The organism is Nostoc sp. LEGE 06077 (assembly GCF_015207705.1).
GTDB lineage: Bacteria > Cyanobacteriota > Cyanobacteriia > Cyanobacteriales > Nostocaceae > Nostoc_B.
This window is the reverse complement of record NZ_JADEWI010000002.1, coordinates 180,072-199,007: the sequence shown is the minus strand read 5'-3', so window position 1 is coordinate 199,007 and position 18,936 is coordinate 180,072. Positions and strand designations below refer to the sequence as shown.

Sequence of the window (18,936 nt, the reverse complement as noted above, 5' to 3'; positions counted from 1 at the left end):
CTTTACTTGATCAAGTATCTCTCATTTGAAAAACTTGGGGAATACTAGGCAAGTAATAAATGATGGTGCATAAACAAGCAATTTGAATGGCACTTAAACCAAGTAAGGGATGAAAATCTGGTTTGATGAAATCAATGAAAAACCGAAAACTTAAGTAAGAAATTAAATAAAATTTAAATAAATCGCCATTGCGATATTGATAACGGCGGCGAAAATTTAATAAGAAGATTAAACAAATAAAAAATAATATTTCATACAATTGTGTGGGATGACGGGAAATGCCATCACCAAAATCAACACTCCAGGGTAAAGTAGTAGCAATCCCATAAGTGCGATCGCTCAACCCAGTGAGAAAACAACCTATCCTGCCAATTGCTGTCCCAATAATCAAAGGATAAACAAAAACATCGCCTGTTGATTGACGAACGCCAATAATTTTTTTGGTGATTTCTACACCGATTAAACCACCTAAAAGTGCGCCAATTACTGTTTTGCCTTGTAAAAGCAGTAAAGCTAATTCCTGGAGATTTTGCCCAACTAAATCTAAATGTTGTAAAGCGACTAATACCTTAGCGCCAATTAAAGCTCCCAGCATCCCACCAACCATCACAGAACTACGTTGCCGGGGAGCGATCGCATCCTTGCGGATATTGCACAATAATAAACGGAAAGCGATCGCATAAGCTAAAGATTCAAATAAAATATGCGGATGAATCCGTAATGAACCTAACCAAAAATATACGGGGAAAGTCAGCAATTGCGATACTTGTATCATCGATCATTTGTTATTTGTTCTGGATGTTAAATTTTGCTAAAAAGTGATAAATATTATGCCTTTCCCAATTAAAGTTTGGGAAAGGCAAGATAGAAAAGATTGAATTCTCAGTGTTTAATTTCTAAATTGAGGATATAACATCCCAGTTGGACTTTTTCTGCCCACAATTCATATTCTAGACGTAAGTGTTCAGGAAATTGTTTGCCAGTGAGGGTTAATGTTTTCGTAAAATTGCGTAAGCGAATCGGATTATGGGGTTGTAATGATTCCGTTGGCAACCAATAACGGCTAACACCGTATACGCCTTGTTCCCAGAAATGGCGGTAACTTACTTGACCATTACCTTGCATAGTCATAATTACCCGATATGGAGAAATTTCCAGCCATAAAATTCTCGGACTACTGGGAACGTAGGCATTATTTGTTTTGTGGGGCAAAATTGCCTCTGTACTGGGAGAAGTTTCCACTTCACAGGTAATCAGAGGCGGTGCAGTTAACAGTAAATGAAATCGTTCCGTATCTTTTTGATACAGTGTTCCGGCAGTTTCTACCACTGACCAGAATGGCAGGTCAGTGGAAATTAGTGATAAGCAAACAGGCTTGCGATGATAGGTCAGCATGGGAGCGATATGGGCTAACAGCTATTGAATAACAAGATGAAATTAATCCAGGGAGTCTAGCAGTCCAGAACCAGCAACTAAATAGTAAAACATGCTTAATCTTAACTGAATATGCCGATTTGGTAAGCTAAATATCTAAACTTAAAAATAAGTTAAATTTAAATGGAAATGTTGAAAACAACATTTTTTTTCAAGGAAGGTAACTTTAACTACCGTGACTAAATACTTATAGTTTTGTGAATTTTAGATTTTGCAGTGAACAATGGAAATCACACAGTCATTCTCATCACAGCAGATTAACTGTTTTGGGCAGATTATAGTTACGTGGAAACTACCTGCTCTGGGTAAGAAAGGATTCGCCGAATAGATAACAGATAAATATCAATTGCCGAATGATGAAAATAGATAGATGACATAAATAAACGGGGAAATTGATGATGCAAGAGTCTCAGTAAATTTAATATGACAAAATAACGCTAGGATACTAGAGGAATCATATTTGATTTGGAGAAAAGACTCAGTACACCTCTGTTACTTCTTTCCCTGTTCCTTGTTCCCCACCCACACAAGTAATTTCAATCATCAAGTCGGATTCCTCTAGAGAAGAAATACTTAGTTGCGACAAGCTCGGTCGCAGAAGAACTTCCAGTATATTTAAAAGCCAGTTTATTTCATGTCGGCTTCCGTTATCACCCTAAAAACTCCAAAAAACATATCTGATTTTGGTAGTGGCGGCGCGATACTACAACAAATTTGTAGTGAGTAGATTTTGGTGATAACCTAAAAAATCACTCAATTTGCCTTATGTATATGGAATTTGGGCGGGAAATCTGTGGCAATCTCGACACCGCAGAGACACGAGAATGGTTAGTCACCAATGGTATAGGTGGTTACGCTTCTGGGACTGTAGCAGGTTTGCTAACCCGTCGCTATCACGGCTTACTTGTAGCCGCCTTACACCCACCTTTAGGCCGCACTTTACTGCTGGCAAAACTAGATGAAACCGTTTTGTATGGCGATCGCTATTATCCCCTACACACGAATCGCTGGGCAGATCAAATCGTTAGTCCCCAAGGTTATCGACATATCGAACATTTTGCTTTGGCAGGTAAAATTCCCCTCTGGCGTTATGCTGTAGCTGACGCTTTGCTAGAAAAGCGCATTTGGATGCAGCAAGGCGCAAACACAACATATATCCAATATGTTCTGCGCCGTGCGACCCAACCTTTGCACCTGACACTCAAAGCAATGGTCAACTACCGTGATTATCACGGTGACACCAAAAGCAACGACTGGCAAATGTCTGTTGAGCAAGTAGAACAGGGAATTTGTATAACGGCTAACCCGACTGCTACACCATTTTATTTGTTGAGTGACAAAGGCATCGCTTCACCCGTTCACAATTGGTACTATAACTTTGACTTAGCCGTTGAACGTTATCGGGGCTTGAAGGATACAGAAGATCATCTCCACGCTGGCACCTTTGCCGTTACACTCAATCCTGGAGAAACACTAACCTTTGTCGCCAGCATAGAAAAACTCGCAGATTTGCATAGTGAAACTGCACTCAAAGCACACCACACTCAAGACCATAAGCTAATAGAACTTTGGCAGAGTAATCGACCCATCAACGCCCAGGAATCCCCTAATTGGATTAACCATCTGGTATTAGCCGCTGACCAGTTTATTGTTGACCGCCCAGTACCAGAGGAATCTCACGGCAAAACCATCATTGCTGGTTATCCCTGGTTTAGTGATTGGGGACGAGACACAATGATTAGTTTACCTGGGTTGACAATTGCCACTGGTCGCCCAGAAGTCGCCCGCTCAATTCTCCGCACCTTTGCTAAGTATATAGACCAGGGAATGCTGCCTAATCGTTTTCCCGATGTCGGGGAGCAACCAGAATACAATACAGTCGATGCTACACTTTGGTACTTTGAAGCAATTCGCGCTTATGACGTTGCCACAGACGATGATGATTTGCTGAGTGAATTGTTTCCCGTGCTTGTAGATATCATCTATTGGCACTGTCGTGGCACACGCTATAATATCCACCTTGATCCCATTGATGGGTTACTTTATGCTGGCGTTGCCGATGTTCAACTAACTTGGATGGATGCCAAAGTGGGAGATTGGGTAGTGACCCCGCGAATTGGCAAACCGATTGAAGTTAATGCCCTTTGGTATAATGCCTTACGCACAATGGCTAAGTTTGCCCGTCAATTAGGTAAACCACATCAAGAGTATGAGGCAATGGCAGACCGCGCTTTAGCGAGATTTTCGCGCTTTTGGAATGAGGAGCGAGGTTACTGCTATGACGTGATTGATAGTCCTGATGGTGATGATACCGCCTTGCGTCCTAACCAAATTTTTACTGTATCGTTACCAGAAAGCCCCCTCACACCAGCCCAACAAAAGAGTGTGGTAGAAGTTTGTGGCAGAATGCTGCTGACTTCTCACGGATTGCGATCGCTCTCTCCCAATCATCCTCAATACCAGGGAATCTACGGTGGTAATCAGTATCAACGTGACGGAGCTTATCATCAGGGAACCGTTTGGGGTTGGTTGTTGGGGCCATTTGTTCTGGCACATCTACGCGTCTACAAAAATCCTGAACAAGCGCGGCAATTTTTAGAACCAATGGCTAATCATCTCACAGGATATGGTATTGGCAGTCTCAGCGAAATTTTTGACGGGGATGCGCCGATGACTCCGCGAGGATGTATTGCCCAAGCCTGGACAGTAGCAGAGGTTTTACGCGCTTGGTTGGCGACGGAGAATTGATAAAGAGAATAACTCAGGAATTCAGATGCGCTTTAGTGGTAGTGCTGCAATCGCATAGAATCAAGACTCCTCCTCATCAATATCTTGGTATTCCGCCCCAATGGGATATAGAGAAATCATCTCTTGAAGCTGATTTATAAGTTCTTGTGCTTTTAATTCTTGGGCAATATTTAATGCTTGCTGTAGTTGCTTCAATCCCTCGTCAGACTGATTTTGAGCTAACAGCAGTTGTCCTAACATTCCTAAAGTAATAGGTTGGATCTTTTTATAATTAATACTGCACTGAAATTCATAAGCTTTTCGAGCAATTTCAATTGCTTCCACTAAATTTTTTTCCTGTGCAGCAGAATTAGCTTTTTCATGTAAGCGAACTGCCTGATTATGATTTATTGCCAGAATTATCTTCTGTAATTCCTCCACTCCATCAAGTTGATTTTCTTGAGCTAAAGAAACCGCTTTTTTCAAATCTTTTATGCCATCTTTATAATTGCCCAAATGTGCCTTGATTTGCCCAAGCATTGAGTAAACTTCCGAAGCCCAGTAAACATCCTCTAATAGTTCTGAAAGTTCTAAACATTGGTAGCCCAAATTCAATACTTCGTCAAATTGTTGGCTTTTGCATTTTTCTTGAACCGAATTAAAAATATTTTTCAGTGTTCCGTACTGTACTGCAACGGAAATATTTTCTATGTTTTCCCTTTCAGGAAGATTATGCAGCTTTGCAATCTCCATTGCTTGAGATGCTTTTTTAACACCCTCTTTGAAATTCCCTTCACCTATCAAAATGTTTCCCATTGATAGCAAAATGCGTGCTTTGATTTCTTCATCACCCAGTTCTTCTATCATAGGAAGAGCTTGCTCAAATAAATCAAGTGCTATTCTCGCATTACCTTTTTCGGCTTCGGTAATTGCTGCTTGATACAATTGTGCTGGCTTTTTTAGTTGAGCATTCTTAATTAGCCCTCTAACTTCTTCAATATCTTTCGGGAAATTTAGTTTTTGATAGAGATTAAGGGATTCTGTTAAATGCTCAATTGCTACATCTACTTCACCTACAAAAGAGACCACTTCTCCTAGAAGTTTGAGAATAGTAGCTCGAAGAACAACATCAACAACTAAATTACATTTTTCTAAAGCTTGACTTAAAAAATTTGCTCCTGTTTCATAATTTCCCTGTATTATTTTAAGCCTCCCCATCTCTCTAAGAACAAGTGCATGGTGTTTTGGAATATTAACTTTATTGAGTATTTCTAAAGCTATATTTAATTTCTCTTCAGCCTCATCTAAACTATTTTGATCAATGAGTATTGATGCAATTCTTGGCAAAATATGGGCTTGAGTATCTTTATTTCCAATCTTCAAAGACAACTGGTAAGCATCTTTAAGAAATTTCAAAGCTTCAATGATATTATTTTGACGTTCATAAAGAATACCTATTTCTTGAAGTGTCATTGCTTCACGCGGTTGATCCCCATTTTTTCTGTGCAGTTCGAGAGCTTGATTGTAAAGCTTTAAAGCAACCTCACGCTCACCACATTCCGAGCGGAAAGTGGCTAGGTTATGTAAAAGCATTGCCTTGAGCCAAGAGTTATCAATTTGGGGCAGTAATTTATTCAAATGCTCTAGAATCTCTCTTGCTTCTTCTATTTCACCTTGTTTAAGCCTCAACGATGCTGTATTACTTAGGAGTGGAATTTTATCCTCAAGGTTTTCGGACTGCGTTCTATGTGAAACTAAACTTGGTAATAGGTTATCCCAAGCATCAGTTTGACCAAGCTCCACTTGAAGAGTAGCAATGTTATTTTGTAGAGTATATAGAAAATTTTTATCGCCTGTTTCTTGAGTAAGTTCTATTACTTCCAGATACAATTTGAGGGCTTCTTCAGGCTCACCTAATTCTCTCTTGATATCTGCCATTTGGCTAAGAGATTTAGCTTTGCCGAGCTTATTCTTATCCTTTTCATCGATTTTTACAACTTGCTGACATATATTCAGCGCTTGCTGATATTTACCTTGCTTAACGTATAAATCTGCTAAATCATGAAGGATTGAAGCTCTTTCGTTTTCATATTCATCTGCACAAAATTTTAATGCTTCTTGATAGTTATGTAAAGCTTCTTCCACTTCACCAATATGTTCTTGTGCTTTTGCTAAATAATAAAGAAGTCTAAAGGAAATAATCTCAATTCCCAAGTAACCATAGGCACCATCACGGACAAACTTACATAGTGTTGCTACTTCCCTGTACCTTCGTTGGCGGTCAAGACGCATTACTAAAAACCAATTGGCTCTAGTTAATAAATCTGGGTTCAAAGCTACAGTCGCGAGTCGATACAACTCAAACAACCTATAACTTGGCATAGATTGCTCAAAAGGATCATTAAGAAGAGAGCTTTCTGATAGTCTTTCCTCTGCCTCCACAATCTTTTTAAAGCCCTTGAAAAACCATATTTTATCTAAATGTTCCGCAGCAGTTTTGTATAACTCCAGAGAATCTTTAGGAAAATTAAGAAGCGGCTCTAAAATTCGTGGTACATAGTACAAAGTTTCTTCTTGAGAATATACACACTCAAGCAAACCTAATGCAACTGCTCTAGTAATATAGCTATTGACATCAAAAGTTTTTGGACAAATAACTTGTATTGCAGACTGAGGTACTGGTAATTGATAAACCAAACAAAATGCAAGCATTCGTTGCAAATTGATTGATTGTCGATTAAGTAGTTCCTCTGCCAAAATGCTTTCACGAAACTCTTGGCTGGTTTTTTCTACCTGTTCCAAGATTTCTTTCTTACCAACTTGTTGCACTTGTAAAACTTTGTCTAACCACTCCAACAAGCGAGGATTACCCGCTGAAGTTGCCAAAGCTTTTAGTTGTAACTCTCGCTCAATTTCAGAACCAGGTGCAAAAGATACTAAACGATTACATTTTTTCTGTAAATCAGCACCTGATAAAGCACATAACTGTTCTCGATGCAATCGCTGATTTAGCTCTGGCAGCAGAAAATTATATCTAGATGTAATGATAATTCGGTGTGGAAGACGGGATTGAGTGATTGCCTTTAGCAGAGATATCAAGACGGATACAGTTTCTGGCTTTAAGACTGCATCACCATCTGTTCTTAATTCTAGGTTTGCTTCAAAGTCATCAAGAACAAAGATCAGTCTTTGCGCTTGCTCATTTAGTCCTTCTCGTAAGAATTTGGTTAACTTTTGCGTGAGTGGCAGATTACTTTGTATAACCTTCTGTCCTGTTTCTGAGAGACATTGTTCAGCAAGTTACTTGAGCAATTTGTCCTCATCTAATTGCCTATAAATAAAAATTTTGTCATAGCCTTGTAACCGTTCTAAAAGCCTTGCAGCAACAGTGCTTTTGCCAACTCCACCTAAACCATATAAAATTACACCGCACTTATCTGTTGCTCGTAATGCTCTCAAGCTACGTTGCAGTATTCTGCGTCTTCCTACAAAATCTTGTGGTGTAGCAACCCGAACAATTCCCTGTGAATCCAGAAACTGCTCATAAATTGGTTCTTCAGGCAACCAGACTTGATCGCCTAATGGTTCAACCAATGCTTTTGGACACTGACCTCTAATATAAAGTCTCAGCAGATGCCAATCCTCTACTTTTTCCTCTCGTAGATATTGATAAGTACTGGCAAGTGCCTCCGAAACTTCATACCCGGCAGCCAGTTTGCTGTAGAGATATGCTGCTGCTTGTGTTGCTACGACATCTGCGACCGTTCGTCCCCATCCTAAAACGGCTCGACAACCTTGCTCAATTAATGATTCGGCTAAAGAAGATACTGCACCATCACCCGCCGCTTCACCTGTTCGGCAGCCTGATAAAAACACTAACTGTGGTATACGAAATCTTAAAGCTGAAGCAATCTCTGATGGGTAAGCAGCATGGAAGCCCCCAGTTTCAGTTTCTGTAATAAAAAACGGTTGCTCATTCTTAATAGATGCATGTCCTGTCAGGTGAAAAACGTCGAATGGTTCCCGATAACGTCCCCAGAGTTTGCTTAGTTCTGCAATACAACCACTTTCTTCTACTCTTAAATCAAGAGGCATATCTCTTGTTGCCGTCAAAATTTGAGCCTCTTCCCGCTCAAAATCAAGTGTTGGTGCTACATTCTCTGGCGATGTTGCCATGAATAAAATCCGTAAAGGACGTTGCTGGGTATCCTCTGAATCTTGAACAGAACGATCAACCCAACGTATTGGTACAACAACTGGATTAACACGTTCTATTAAAAATTGCTCTCCATTATGCAACGTCTCCCAAGGCAGATGCCCTAATCTTTCACGCACATCTAGCGCCAGAATTAACCCTTCCTCTGTACAATTATTAATTGCTCGGCTTAACCACCTGCCAGTTCCATCCAACCAACAAAATAATTGATACCCAATTCCTTTTAAATCAGGCATCAGCATATAGTAGCTACCTTTTGCCTTCTGAATTAAGTTTTCAATTGATGATACATCAAGGTGTTGTGTTTCATATTTTGCTGGATGTCCCAGTGCATAACGCAATTCTACAAACTGCTTTTCAAGCGGTACTAACTTGATGTAAAGCGTCTGCACATTAACTCTCCAATTCTTCTAACACTGCACAGATGTCTTCAATTGTGGCATTTTCTAAAACGACTCGCACATCATCAGCTACAAGTATTACATCAAACTTCTTATTTGCTTGTTTGTATTCCTGATACCACTTACGAATTTGTTCTGCGACTGCAATTGTACCCCCTAAAATACCTACAACAGTTCCTATAACTGCTAATGTACCTTCTTTAGTAAGCAGTGAATTTTGTGCTACTTCCCAACTACCCTTTAGACCAGTGGTTTCAAAAAGCTTTTCAGCGGCAATACCCGCTTCTTCACCTTCAAGTGAGAGCTTTACTTCTGCCATATGTCCACCAAGTAACTATAAATACAAGTATACTATCCTAGTTGTTGGAGAAGACACCAGCAGCGTCAAAATCAAGCTTTAAATTAGGGTATTTTAACTATAACTAGACCCAATAGCATAGATAGAGAAAATGTTTCTGCGATCTCCAGTGGGTAAAAGTGCGCGAAGCATTCTCGCGCTTACCACTGGAATGGAAGTCTTTGGACAATGATCAATTGGAGTTTTTGAAAGGTAGATCAATTCTCGCTGTACCTACGGGAATTTCTCCTGCTAAACCAGATCTTCTAGCAGTCACTCCATAGAGCAATACTCTTCCATCTAAAATTTTTGTTTGCACACCCGTCAACTGCACCTCTAAAGAACTACCAGAAGCTACTGGTTGATCAAAGGTAATTGATAAGCGTTCTTTAGTAATTTCTGTCTTAGCCCCAATTTCTTTCCCCGATCCATCTACAACCCGCACATTAGTAAAACGTTCCATTTGATTGGGTAGAGAAATCATGATGTCTTCTACAGACATCCCCAGTACTGACACTTTAATAAAGTGCGTATCATTTCTCACGCCGGAGTTAGTGATACTGGGAACGTTAATTGTATATGCGATTTGAGATGATAATGATGAATCTAACTGCTGAGAATTGATTGGTGTAGCTATAGCTGTAGAGGCTGTAGTAAGTATTAAAGCAGACAAACTACTATAAATTAAACCTTGCATAATTAAAGCCTCGCTTTTGGGTGAAATCATCCCTGGATGTTGCTGAATCTGTCTAACATAATACATTAATTTATTAATATGAAAAAAAGCTGAGTAAGGCATTAAAAGTTTATAAAATTGCCTATATAATACTCTCGTAAAATAATAAGCTTTGTTCGAGCAAACCCATTCAGGGTAAGGAAAACATCTAAAATATTTTTCCAGTCTATGGAAACATCCTACACATATTAAATCACACTCACGAAAGGGGTGTTTTAGATTTTAAATCCCTCATAGTGAAGGGGTAATAAAAATATAAGTAAAGACGTTGTATACATCATCTCTACAGAATTGATAGAGTGCAGCTTCTCAGAGAATTGGTATAAGTAGTAATTCTGACTCCTATATTCTGATTTCTGAATTCTGCTTCAAGAATAATAATTTCCACACTTTTTCAGCAAAAGCTTTAACTCCCTTCAGGAAAAACTCATTTTTCTCAAGCGTTATGCGATTAAATTTAAATTATGTAAAGGATTGATTCGATGTTGTTTTGAACATCAACTCAAGTAAGGAAATTTATGGAATGTGGTTACTATCTGATCTCTAAATTATCTAGCTTCTAGGTAGTGTGCGATTTTAACTATTAGGCTGACAATCATCAAATCTATATATATGAGAGATCCCCATGAATTTTGCCGAAAATTTGCCCAGAAAATTAGTTGATTTTTTTGTAGCCAGAATTGACCCAGCTTCACTTCATTTCCGCCTGACAGTTGGCATCATTATGATTGTGACTGCTGGACTAAGTAGCTTTACAATCTGGGCAGGTTGGGAAATCAAAAATTATCTCATGATTGCTCATGAAAATTACGGTATGACTGATGATTCTCAACTATTGACAGTTATTCAAAGTTTGGGCATAATGAGCATTTTTTCACTTACTACTACAACCGTTTTCATAGCTTTGTTCATTAAGCGATCGCTGTTACCATTACAACAGATGAATCAATGGGCAGAAACCTGTACATCTGAATTGATTCCCCACCAGCTAGGGTTAAATCAAACACCAAGCGAAATTCAGGAGTTAGCCCAGACATGGATGGAATTTTTAACCAGACTTTCCGAAGCCAAAGAACAGCAGCGCCAGTTGTTTAGCGATTTAGCCCATGAATTACGCACACCCCTCAGCATGGTTTATGGATATCTGCAAAGAAGTTTACAACGCAGTCATAATTTAGCCGCTTTCCAGAAAGAAACTTTGGAAATGGCTGTTTCTGATGCGGAAAGAATGAATCACATCTTACAAGACTTACTAGATTTAGCACGGGTAGATAACAGCGCAATTCCCTGCCCCTGCCAAACTGAACCACTATTACTCAATGATTTGGTTATAGCTATAGCGGAGATGACAGAAAAGTTTCATCATCGGTTAATTCAGCTAGAAATCCCATCCTTACCTATTGAAGTCAAGGCGGAACGCCAACAGCTAATGCAGATATTAAGCCATTTGATTGGTAATGCAGTCAAATATTCCGATGCAAATGAGCCAATTACATTGCAGTTAACTCAGACTGATAGTTGGGCAATAATTCAAGTCAGTGACAAGGGATGTGGTATTCCTTTATTAGAACAGTCGCGCATTTTTGAGCCATTTTATCGCATAGATCAATCTCGTACCCGTTCCACTGGCGGCACTGGTATGGGTTTATGTATTGTCAAACGCCTTGTGGAGTGCATTGGTGGTACAGTCGAACTTAGTTCAGAACTGGGGAATGGCAGCACTTTTATTTTGAAATTACCTGCATTAGAAGTAAAAGTATGACGAGATGCTTTTATTAATAAAATATATATTAATCCAGATCACCAAGGTTAAGGCATTGGACTGCAAACAATGAGTTGTTTAGAGGAGGTCTGCATTTTTCGGAATATTTAAGCATTATATTTGAAAGTTACCAGGGAAAATAGATCTGCCCAAAAACTTTATCATCGAGTTGGGTTTAAAGATGGCGATCGCTATCTTATGACCAAAAGGCTAAATCAATCATCAAAGGAGTTCACACAATCATGTCAAATAGCGACTTTGCACTCTCTCGCAACCTAGTACGCAACTTATCCATAATTTCGTTGAGTTTTCTGCTTCTGTATGGTGCATCTCGTGTCATATTTCCCACCCCCGCCAGTGATATCTCCACTACTGCACCTCAGAGTAAACAGGTAGCCGTTTTCGGTGGTGGTTGCTTTTGGGGAATGGAAGCAGTTTTCGAGCATCTTAATGGTGTTTCTGAGGTTGTTTCTGGCTTTTCTGGTGGCGATGCAATCACCGCAGACTACTCACTTGTTAGTTCTGGATTCACTAATCACGCCGAATCAGTGAAAATAACTTATGATCCAGCAAAAATTTCTTATGATGAACTACTAAAAGTTTACTTTTTAGTAGCCCATGACCCAACACAATTAAATCGCCAAGGGCCTGATTCTGGTAAGCAATATCGGTCAGTTATATTTTTTGCTAATAATGAGCAGAAACAAGAAGCACAAAAATATATTGATAAACTCAATCAACAAAGAATCTTCGATAAGCCAATTGTCACCGCAATAAATCCCTTAAAAGGTTTTTACCAGGCTGAAGAATACCATCAAAACTATATTGCCCGTAATCCAGATAGTCGCTATGTAATAGCACATGACTTACCAAAGCTGGCTAAACTTCAAGCTAAGTTTCCAGAAATATATACTAAATAAAACGGCGTTGCATAAATGCGGGATTCTGCAACTTTAGAGGCGATCGCTGATTGTTTAAGCAAACAACCAAATCGAGGAGTTATTGTGACTTCGGGAATTTTAGCAATTTTGTCCTGATTGTTCACAAGCACCAATACTTACCCAAGTGCTAGAACCATTTTGCCAGTGTTCTTTTTTCCAAATAGGTGCATTGTGTTTCAGGGTATCAATAGCATACCGACAAGCTTCAAACGCCTCACCCCGATGGGGACAACCAACAGCGACTAAAACGCTGATTTCTCCAACTTGTAACCGTCCAATACGGTGATGAATTACGACTTGATTGATATTAGGCCAAAACGTGCGAATCTCAGCCGCAATTTGATAAAACACCTGCATGGCCATTGGTTCATAAGCTTGATATTCTAAAGCAACTACAGGTTGCCCATCAGTATTATTCCGTACCATACCACTCATCACCACTACCGCACCATTAGCCGGTGCATCAGCCTTGGCATAGATTTCTTCGAGTGATAATGGGGCAAAGGTAATCGCAAAACTATCTTCGATTCTCGGCTTAACTGGTGCAGTAAATGTATTAGTCATAAATAAGTTGATAATAATTTGTATAAGTCAGCACTAAGCCAGTAGGGTGGGCAATTTCCACAACGTAAAAATGAGGTTTTGTCCGACTTTTCAGCATTGCCCACCTAAGTTTAATTGCCATAAATTAGTTGGTGCAGAATGTAAGCACCCAAAAGGCAACATTACACGCCAACAATGAATGAAGGAAAGACTTTTTCTTCCCTTACACTACTGTACTAGGTGTTATTTGCCCCCAACTGAAGACTATAAAGATTGGCATAAACTCCTTGTTGATCAATAAGTTCTGTATGAGTGCCTTGTTCGACAATTTGTCCTTGTTGAATTACTAACACCTGATCAGCCTGAGTCACGGTGCTGAGACGGTGAGCAATGACAAAGCTGGTGCGCCCTTGTAATAAACGAGCGATCGCACTTTGCACTAGTGCTTCTGTACGGGTATCAATACTGCTGGTTGCTTCATCTAAAATCAAAATTCGTGGATTAATTAACACCGCACGGGCAATACTAATCAGCTGTCGCTGTCCTTGACTTAGGGGCGCACCTCGTTCACCTAACTGGGTTGCGTAACCTTGGGGTAGTGAGGTGATAAACTCATGCACATTCGCCAATTGGGCAGCGTTTTCAATATCGGCTTGGCTGGCGTAAGGAGCGCCAAAAGCAATGTTTTCAGCTACCGTCCCACTAAACAAAATATTATCTTGCAAGACGATGCCAATCTGATGGCGCAAACTAGCTTGGGTGACACTACGTACATCAATATTATCAATTTTGACTGCACCACCAGAGACATCGTAAAAACGCAATATCAAGTTAATAATTGTCGTTTTACCGGAACCTGTCGGCCCAACTAAGGCAATCATTTGTCCAGGGCGGGCGTGTAAATTCACACCTTTGAGAACGAGTTGTTCTAGACTATAGCCAAAGGTAACATTCTCAAATCTCACCTCACCTTGAATAGGGCGCATTTCTTCAGCATCAGGTGCATCTTGAAGTTGGGCTGGTTCATCTAACAACAGGAAAATTCGCTCTAGTCCAGCAAAGGCTGATTGAGCTTGGGTGTAAAACTGGCTAAGAATTTGAATCGGGCGGAAAAATTGCTGGACGTAAAGTAAAAATGATGTCACAACACCAACTGTTGCGGCTCCGGTGACTGCGAGATAACCACCAAATGCCAGTACTCCTGCGGTTGCAAGGGTGTTGAGAAAATCAATTGATGGTAAAAAGGCCGCAGTAATCGCCACCGCCTCGACATTCGCATCCCGATTAGCGGCGTTGAGAATGTCGAATTCTTGAATATTAGTTTGTACACGATTAAATGCTTGGGCTTCGCGCACACTACTAATATCTTCTTCTAACTTGGCTGAAAGATCGCCTATTGTTTGGCGTGTGACGCGAAACCTAGCTCTTGCCCAACGAGCAAATAAGCTAGTAGTAAAAATCATCAGTGGTACAACTAGGTTGCTTAACAAGCCAAGTTGCAGATTAATCGCCAGCATTGCAATAACGATACCAACCAAGCTGAAAACGTTACCCAACATTTGAGCAACTGTTTGACCAAATGCCTGATTGACTGTATTTACGTCATTCAGTAAGCGACTCATCAAATCGCCTGCTTCACTGCGGTCAAAAAAGCTAAGTGGTAAACTCTGAATTTTCAGAAAGATATCTTGCCGCAGTTGCGCCAGCAATCGCTGCATAATCCAGCCGACACGCACAATTTGACCACGGGTTGCTGAAATACCTAAGCTATAGATGATTGCTAGTAACCCTAACAGCAACAACAAACCGGACAAATTTCCTTTGGCAATGAGATGGTCAATTGACCAACCAAGTAAGAAAGGCCCGATCGCCTGAGTTGATGCACCAATTAGTACTAATGTCAAGGCAATGGGAATTTCTTTGCGATATGGTCGCAGATATTGTAAAAAGCGACTTAAGGTTGAGAGTTGCTGAGTTGCCAGTTGCTCGGATGCAACAATTGGGCCTGTACCTCTCATAAGAATTTGGGATTTTAGATTATGGGTTTGGGATGGGGAATTGTTGTCTGCGGCTGGCTGAAAGTAAATTTTAGCTTGGTATAAGTTTTGTTCTGGATTGACAAAACTTATAAAATTATCTCACAGATACGCAAGTTCTCCAATCAAGGTGCATTAACAGATAAGCGCCCAAAATAAATGAAATTTGGCGATCGCACCCATAACTCAACTACTCTAAAATCTTTTGATATACTTCCCTGTCGGTGAACCCAAAACCTTTCCGTTGTTGTAAATTAAATTTCCTCGCAAAAACGTACTCTTCACCCGTCCGGTTAACTCCATCCCCTCAAAGGGTGTGTAACCTTGTTGTGACTCCGACTCAGCCGCACGCACCACAAAACTTTCATTCGGGTCTACCAACACCAAATCAGCATCATAGCCAATAGCAATATCGCCTTTTTCTAACAACCCAAACCGCCGCGATGGGTTCCACGATAACAATTTAGCTATGTGGTTGTAAGACATCCCCCGCTTGCTACCTTCACTAATTACACCAGCTAGTAAATATTCCGTACCACCAAAGCCCGACTTGGCTAACCAAATATTATTCGGGTCTTTTGCACTGCGTTTTTGTTCAGCAGAACAGCAAGCATGGTCACTTACTATCCAATCAACTTGATGATTAAGTACCGCTTGCCATAAGTATTCCACATCAGCGCGGGGACGAATAGGCGGGTTAACCTTTGCCCAAGTACCATTAGGCGTATCAACATCCAATAGTAAATGTCCTACAGTTACTTCTCTCCGAAAATTAATTTGGGGAAAAGCCGTTTGCATCGTTAAAGCTGCTTCCATTGCTTTGCGCGAACTGAGATGTAACAAATTGATATTTGCACAGTTAGTTTCATTCGCTAAATAAGTTGCAATGCAAATTGCTAACCCTTCCGAATGGGGTGGACGTGCTGCACTATAAGCTTTTAGTCCAGTCAGGCTTGAATCGTTTTCTACTATTTTGGTATATGCGTTGAGAATTTCAGCCACTTCACAGTGCAAACTCAAGCTAATAGTATCTCGCGCGGCTGGATATTGTTCCATCAAGCGTGTGATACCGCGCATGATAAATTCAAAATGAGCAAAGTCGTAGCGTTCTTCTTTATTAATCATCAAAAATAGGTTTTGCTGGTCTGACAAACCATGCAACCCATAACCGCCATAAAACATGAAGATTTTAAATGAAGTTACGCCATGTTCGGCAAACAATAGCGGTATTTCGTCGATATGTTGACTAGCTATAGGTGCAACGTGATAGCTGTAATCAACAAAAAAATTACCTGCGGATAACGCCAATACTTCAGGAAAAAAATCGCCGTAGGAACCGCCTTTATTTAAATAATATTGTCCTGTGCGAATGTAATTAAGACTAGTTGTGACTCCCCCCATTGCGGCGGCTTTACTTTCTGTCACCGCATCTTTATCGAGTGGTTGATAAATCCCAATGTGCATGTGAGCATCCACAACCCCAGGAAAGCCTAGCAGATTTTTGGCATCGCATACTTCTCTGGCTAGGTTTGCGCTAATATTAGGGGCAATTTCCGTAAATTTGCCATCTTTAATGCCTAAATCAAGTACTTCGACAGCATGATTATGAGGACGAACAACCCGCACATTTTTGATAATTTTATCGAATAAAGGAGGTTCAGACACAGTAGACCTCACACTAAAATGAGTATATAAGCTCAAGTTCTGGTTTAACCAGGAATTTCAACATAGTACCGGAACCCAAGCTAAAATTCATGATTATGTAACAGTTTTTTATTCAATCATCTTCAGGATAAAAACAATGGAAAGTTTTAATGAGTATCATCTCAATCCAGAGCAATTTCCTTTTCTCAATCCTCTGCAAGATAACTGGCAAATAATTAGAGATGAGTTTACTAGCTTTAGACAGCAAGCATCTCCTGATGAGTTAAAGTTTGCTCATGATGTTTTAGGGCCTAAAAGTAAAACTATTAAAACCAAAGGGACTTCTAAATATAGTGCCTTTGGTATTTTATTTCAAGGTTTATTTATTGAAGAATATATCCAATTACATCAAATCCAATATCCAGAATATGGAACCAATGAAGCCTCAGCAAAAGCACTTGCCCTAAGAAAGAAATATTTCACAAATCTAGCTGGTGCTGTAGATAAAGTAAACTTTGCCAATGACAACATTCTCAGAAACGTGTATTTTGGGACATTCCATCCAGGCTTAGATATTAAGCTCCATGTTAATTATAATCCTCATACAAATCGCGGCTATTTAGGCTTAATTGTGCCAGAGGGTGATATAGCTATGAAAATATGCCATGAACAGCTTTATTGGCATGAAGGAAAATTTTTGATTTTAGATCATAGTTATCCCCACTGCCCGCATAATTACACTAGTTACGATAGAACTGTTTTGGTTGTAGACTTTTTTAAACCAGATAAGCCGAGAGAAGAAGTAATCGGATTTGAACAAGCACAAGTCTCAGAACGGATGCAGGATAATCCTTACAGTTTAGGTGTGTTTGGTAAGAGTGATAAAGCGAAGGAAGAAGATTTTATTAAATATGGTTTAGCTCATCAATTAGAGTGGGAGAAAGCTTTATAAGTAAGAATTCAGCACCCAAGAGTCAGAAGCCAGAATTTAGAAATATCTAGAGGATTAGCAAATTAATTCATCAAATATTTCTCCTGATTCTTTAAACCTTCTGACTCCTTAATTCTGACTCCTGAATACTTACCTTTATAAGTTGAATTTCTCATTTGTTAAAGGCAATAGACAAAGGTCAAGTAGTGCCTTTTGCCTTTTGCCTGATTTTACTTGTCTTGATTCAGTGCAGCTTGGAGACGTATCTCGTCTTGTTGGGTAATATCGGGGTTATGTAATATCCAATAACAGTCTAAGCGATCGCTAGTCCGAAACAAAAGTAGTGCGCCACTTTCTGTCCAGAAGGGGCCGTGGGGTACGTGTGCTGGTCGCCAATAATAACCATCTTTGCACATTGCCGCATAGCGTCTATTGAAAGGATCATCGCTCATTGACCAATGTCCTAGCACATCGCCACTGATGACATAGGCTTCTTCTGTTGTTGGATGACCTGCATAAAAGTTACCTTCAATCCACATAGGTACTAAGCCAAGTACCCAGGTAGCACGTCCAGTTTTTTTATTGGTATACAAGCTTTTCCTTGCTGAACCAGGGGGTAAAAATGTTGTGCTTTCCCACTTCATCGCGTGGAGTTCTTGTAATGGGATATACTCAGCCATCCGTGGATGAGTTTGCATATCTGCGTGATATAAAGAAGTTGCGGGGATTTGTGCCAGGTTGGCATATTCTTCGGTAATGTAATTAGGGGTAGCATCTGGCATCCATAAGAAAATCGTGTCTTCTTCGGTTTGCCAAGGGCCTGTAGGTATACCGGCGGGAATGAATGAGTAACTGAGATTACGTAGTTTAAACCCACCTTGGCAAAGTTTACCCGTGAGTACAAAAATCTCTACATCAGTGGTGAAATGACCTATAGGTGCGTTCCAACCTTTTTTGAGGATGACTCGCTGTGTCGATTCTCCTGTACTTTCGTTGATAGAGAGAATCTGAGCAGTACCATGTTCACTAGTAACAAAGTTTTGCACCTCAAAAGGCATTTGGGCAAAGTTGCGAACTGAATTGAGTGACTCTTCAGTTTCCACATGGTTGCGTCCTGTTGAGGTTTGATTATTTATTTGTATATTTGTGTCTGTTTGTGAAGGGTTCACATTGTGAGGACGGGAATATGAGCTTTTATTATCTTCCGGTGCTTGAACCATATTGATTA

Annotated in this window: 15 protein-coding genes; 4 read left to right on the top strand and 11 right to left on the bottom strand. The window is 40.0% G+C overall.

All coding sequences use genetic code 11. The features are described 5' to 3' along the window. Positions 1-10 precede the first annotated feature (10 nt). Positions 11-754 (bottom strand): prolipoprotein diacylglyceryl transferase, encoded by a 744-nt coding sequence (locus IQ244_RS02260; protein WP_193889514.1) that lies wholly within the window; start codon positions 752-754, stop codon positions 11-13. A gap of 128 nt (positions 755-882) precedes the next feature. Next, positions 883-1,395, bottom strand: a complete 513-nt coding sequence (locus IQ244_RS02255; protein WP_193889444.1) for a hypothetical protein — start codon at positions 1,393-1,395, stop codon at positions 883-885. 804 nt (positions 1,396-2,199) lie between these two features. On the opposite strand from IQ244_RS02255, the gene IQ244_RS02250 reads away from it, so the two are divergent. Next, on the top strand, positions 2,200-4,182 hold the full coding sequence (locus IQ244_RS02250; RefSeq protein WP_193889443.1) for an amylo-alpha-1,6-glucosidase: 1,983 nt from the start codon (positions 2,200-2,202) through the stop codon (positions 4,180-4,182). Between the two features lie 60 nt (positions 4,183-4,242). On the opposite strand, the gene IQ244_RS02245 is transcribed toward IQ244_RS02250, so the two are convergent. From IQ244_RS02245 to IQ244_RS02230, 4 genes are all read right to left on the bottom strand, one after another. Continuing rightward, the gene (locus IQ244_RS02245; protein ID WP_193889442.1) at positions 4,243-7,161 is read right to left on the bottom strand and encodes a tetratricopeptide repeat protein; all 2,919 of its coding nucleotides are present in this window, start codon (positions 7,159-7,161) and stop codon (positions 4,243-4,245) included. Between the two features lie 300 nt (positions 7,162-7,461). Beyond that, entirely contained in the window at positions 7,462-8,769 is a 1,308-nt protein-coding gene (locus tag IQ244_RS02240; RefSeq protein ID WP_193889441.1) for a CHAT domain-containing protein, read from the bottom strand. A gap of 1 nt (position 8,770) precedes the next feature. Continuing rightward, positions 8,771-9,097 (bottom strand): hypothetical protein, encoded by a 327-nt coding sequence (locus IQ244_RS02235; protein ID WP_193889440.1) that lies wholly within the window; start codon positions 9,095-9,097, stop codon positions 8,771-8,773. A gap of 211 nt (positions 9,098-9,308) precedes the next feature. After that, positions 9,309-9,842: a DUF2808 domain-containing protein gene (locus tag IQ244_RS02230; protein WP_228058685.1), complete on the bottom strand. Its 534-nt coding sequence runs from the start codon at positions 9,840-9,842 to the stop codon at positions 9,309-9,311. Between the two features lie 634 nt (positions 9,843-10,476). On the opposite strand from IQ244_RS02230, the gene IQ244_RS02225 reads away from it, so the two are divergent. Continuing rightward, complete coding sequence (locus IQ244_RS02225; RefSeq protein ID WP_193889439.1) at positions 10,477-11,613, top strand: sensor histidine kinase; 1,137 nt, start codon at positions 10,477-10,479, stop codon at positions 11,611-11,613. Positions 11,614-11,855: 242 nt separating this feature from the next. After that, on the top strand, positions 11,856-12,533 hold the full coding sequence (gene msrA / locus IQ244_RS02220) for a peptide-methionine (S)-S-oxide reductase MsrA (RefSeq protein ID WP_193889438.1): 678 nt from the start codon (positions 11,856-11,858) through the stop codon (positions 12,531-12,533). Between the two features lie 99 nt (positions 12,534-12,632). Here msrA and IQ244_RS02215 read toward each other — a convergent pair whose 3' ends face one another. The 4 genes from IQ244_RS02215 to IQ244_RS02205 form a co-directional block, all read right to left on the bottom strand. Further along, positions 12,633-13,118 carry a molybdenum cofactor biosynthesis protein MoaE gene (locus IQ244_RS02215; protein WP_193889437.1) on the bottom strand — a complete coding sequence of 162 codons (486 nt, stop codon included), beginning with the start codon at positions 13,116-13,118 and terminating at the stop codon, positions 12,633-12,635. After that, on the bottom strand, positions 13,111-13,239 hold the full coding sequence (locus IQ244_RS32895) for a hypothetical protein (protein ID WP_265578895.1): 129 nt from the start codon (positions 13,237-13,239) through the stop codon (positions 13,111-13,113). Before IQ244_RS32895 ends, IQ244_RS02215 begins: the two co-directional genes overlap by 8 nt. A gap of 94 nt (positions 13,240-13,333) precedes the next feature. Then, the gene (locus IQ244_RS02210; RefSeq protein ID WP_193889436.1) at positions 13,334-15,115 is read right to left on the bottom strand and encodes an ABC transporter ATP-binding protein; all 1,782 of its coding nucleotides are present in this window, start codon (positions 15,113-15,115) and stop codon (positions 13,334-13,336) included. Positions 15,116-15,328: 213 nt separating this feature from the next. Further along, complete coding sequence (locus IQ244_RS02205) at positions 15,329-16,798, bottom strand: amidohydrolase family protein (RefSeq protein ID WP_193889435.1); 1,470 nt, start codon at positions 16,796-16,798, stop codon at positions 15,329-15,331. A 136-nt stretch (positions 16,799-16,934) separates the two neighbouring features. On the opposite strand from IQ244_RS02205, the gene IQ244_RS02200 reads away from it, so the two are divergent. Next, on the top strand, positions 16,935-17,729 hold the full coding sequence (locus IQ244_RS02200) for an aspartyl/asparaginyl beta-hydroxylase domain-containing protein (RefSeq protein WP_193889434.1): 795 nt from the start codon (positions 16,935-16,937) through the stop codon (positions 17,727-17,729). Between the two features lie 209 nt (positions 17,730-17,938). On the opposite strand, the gene IQ244_RS02195 is transcribed toward IQ244_RS02200, so the two are convergent. Then, positions 17,939-18,928 (bottom strand): DUF4437 domain-containing protein, encoded by a 990-nt coding sequence (locus IQ244_RS02195; RefSeq protein WP_193889433.1) that lies wholly within the window; start codon positions 18,926-18,928, stop codon positions 17,939-17,941. Positions 18,929-18,936 lie beyond the last annotated feature (8 nt).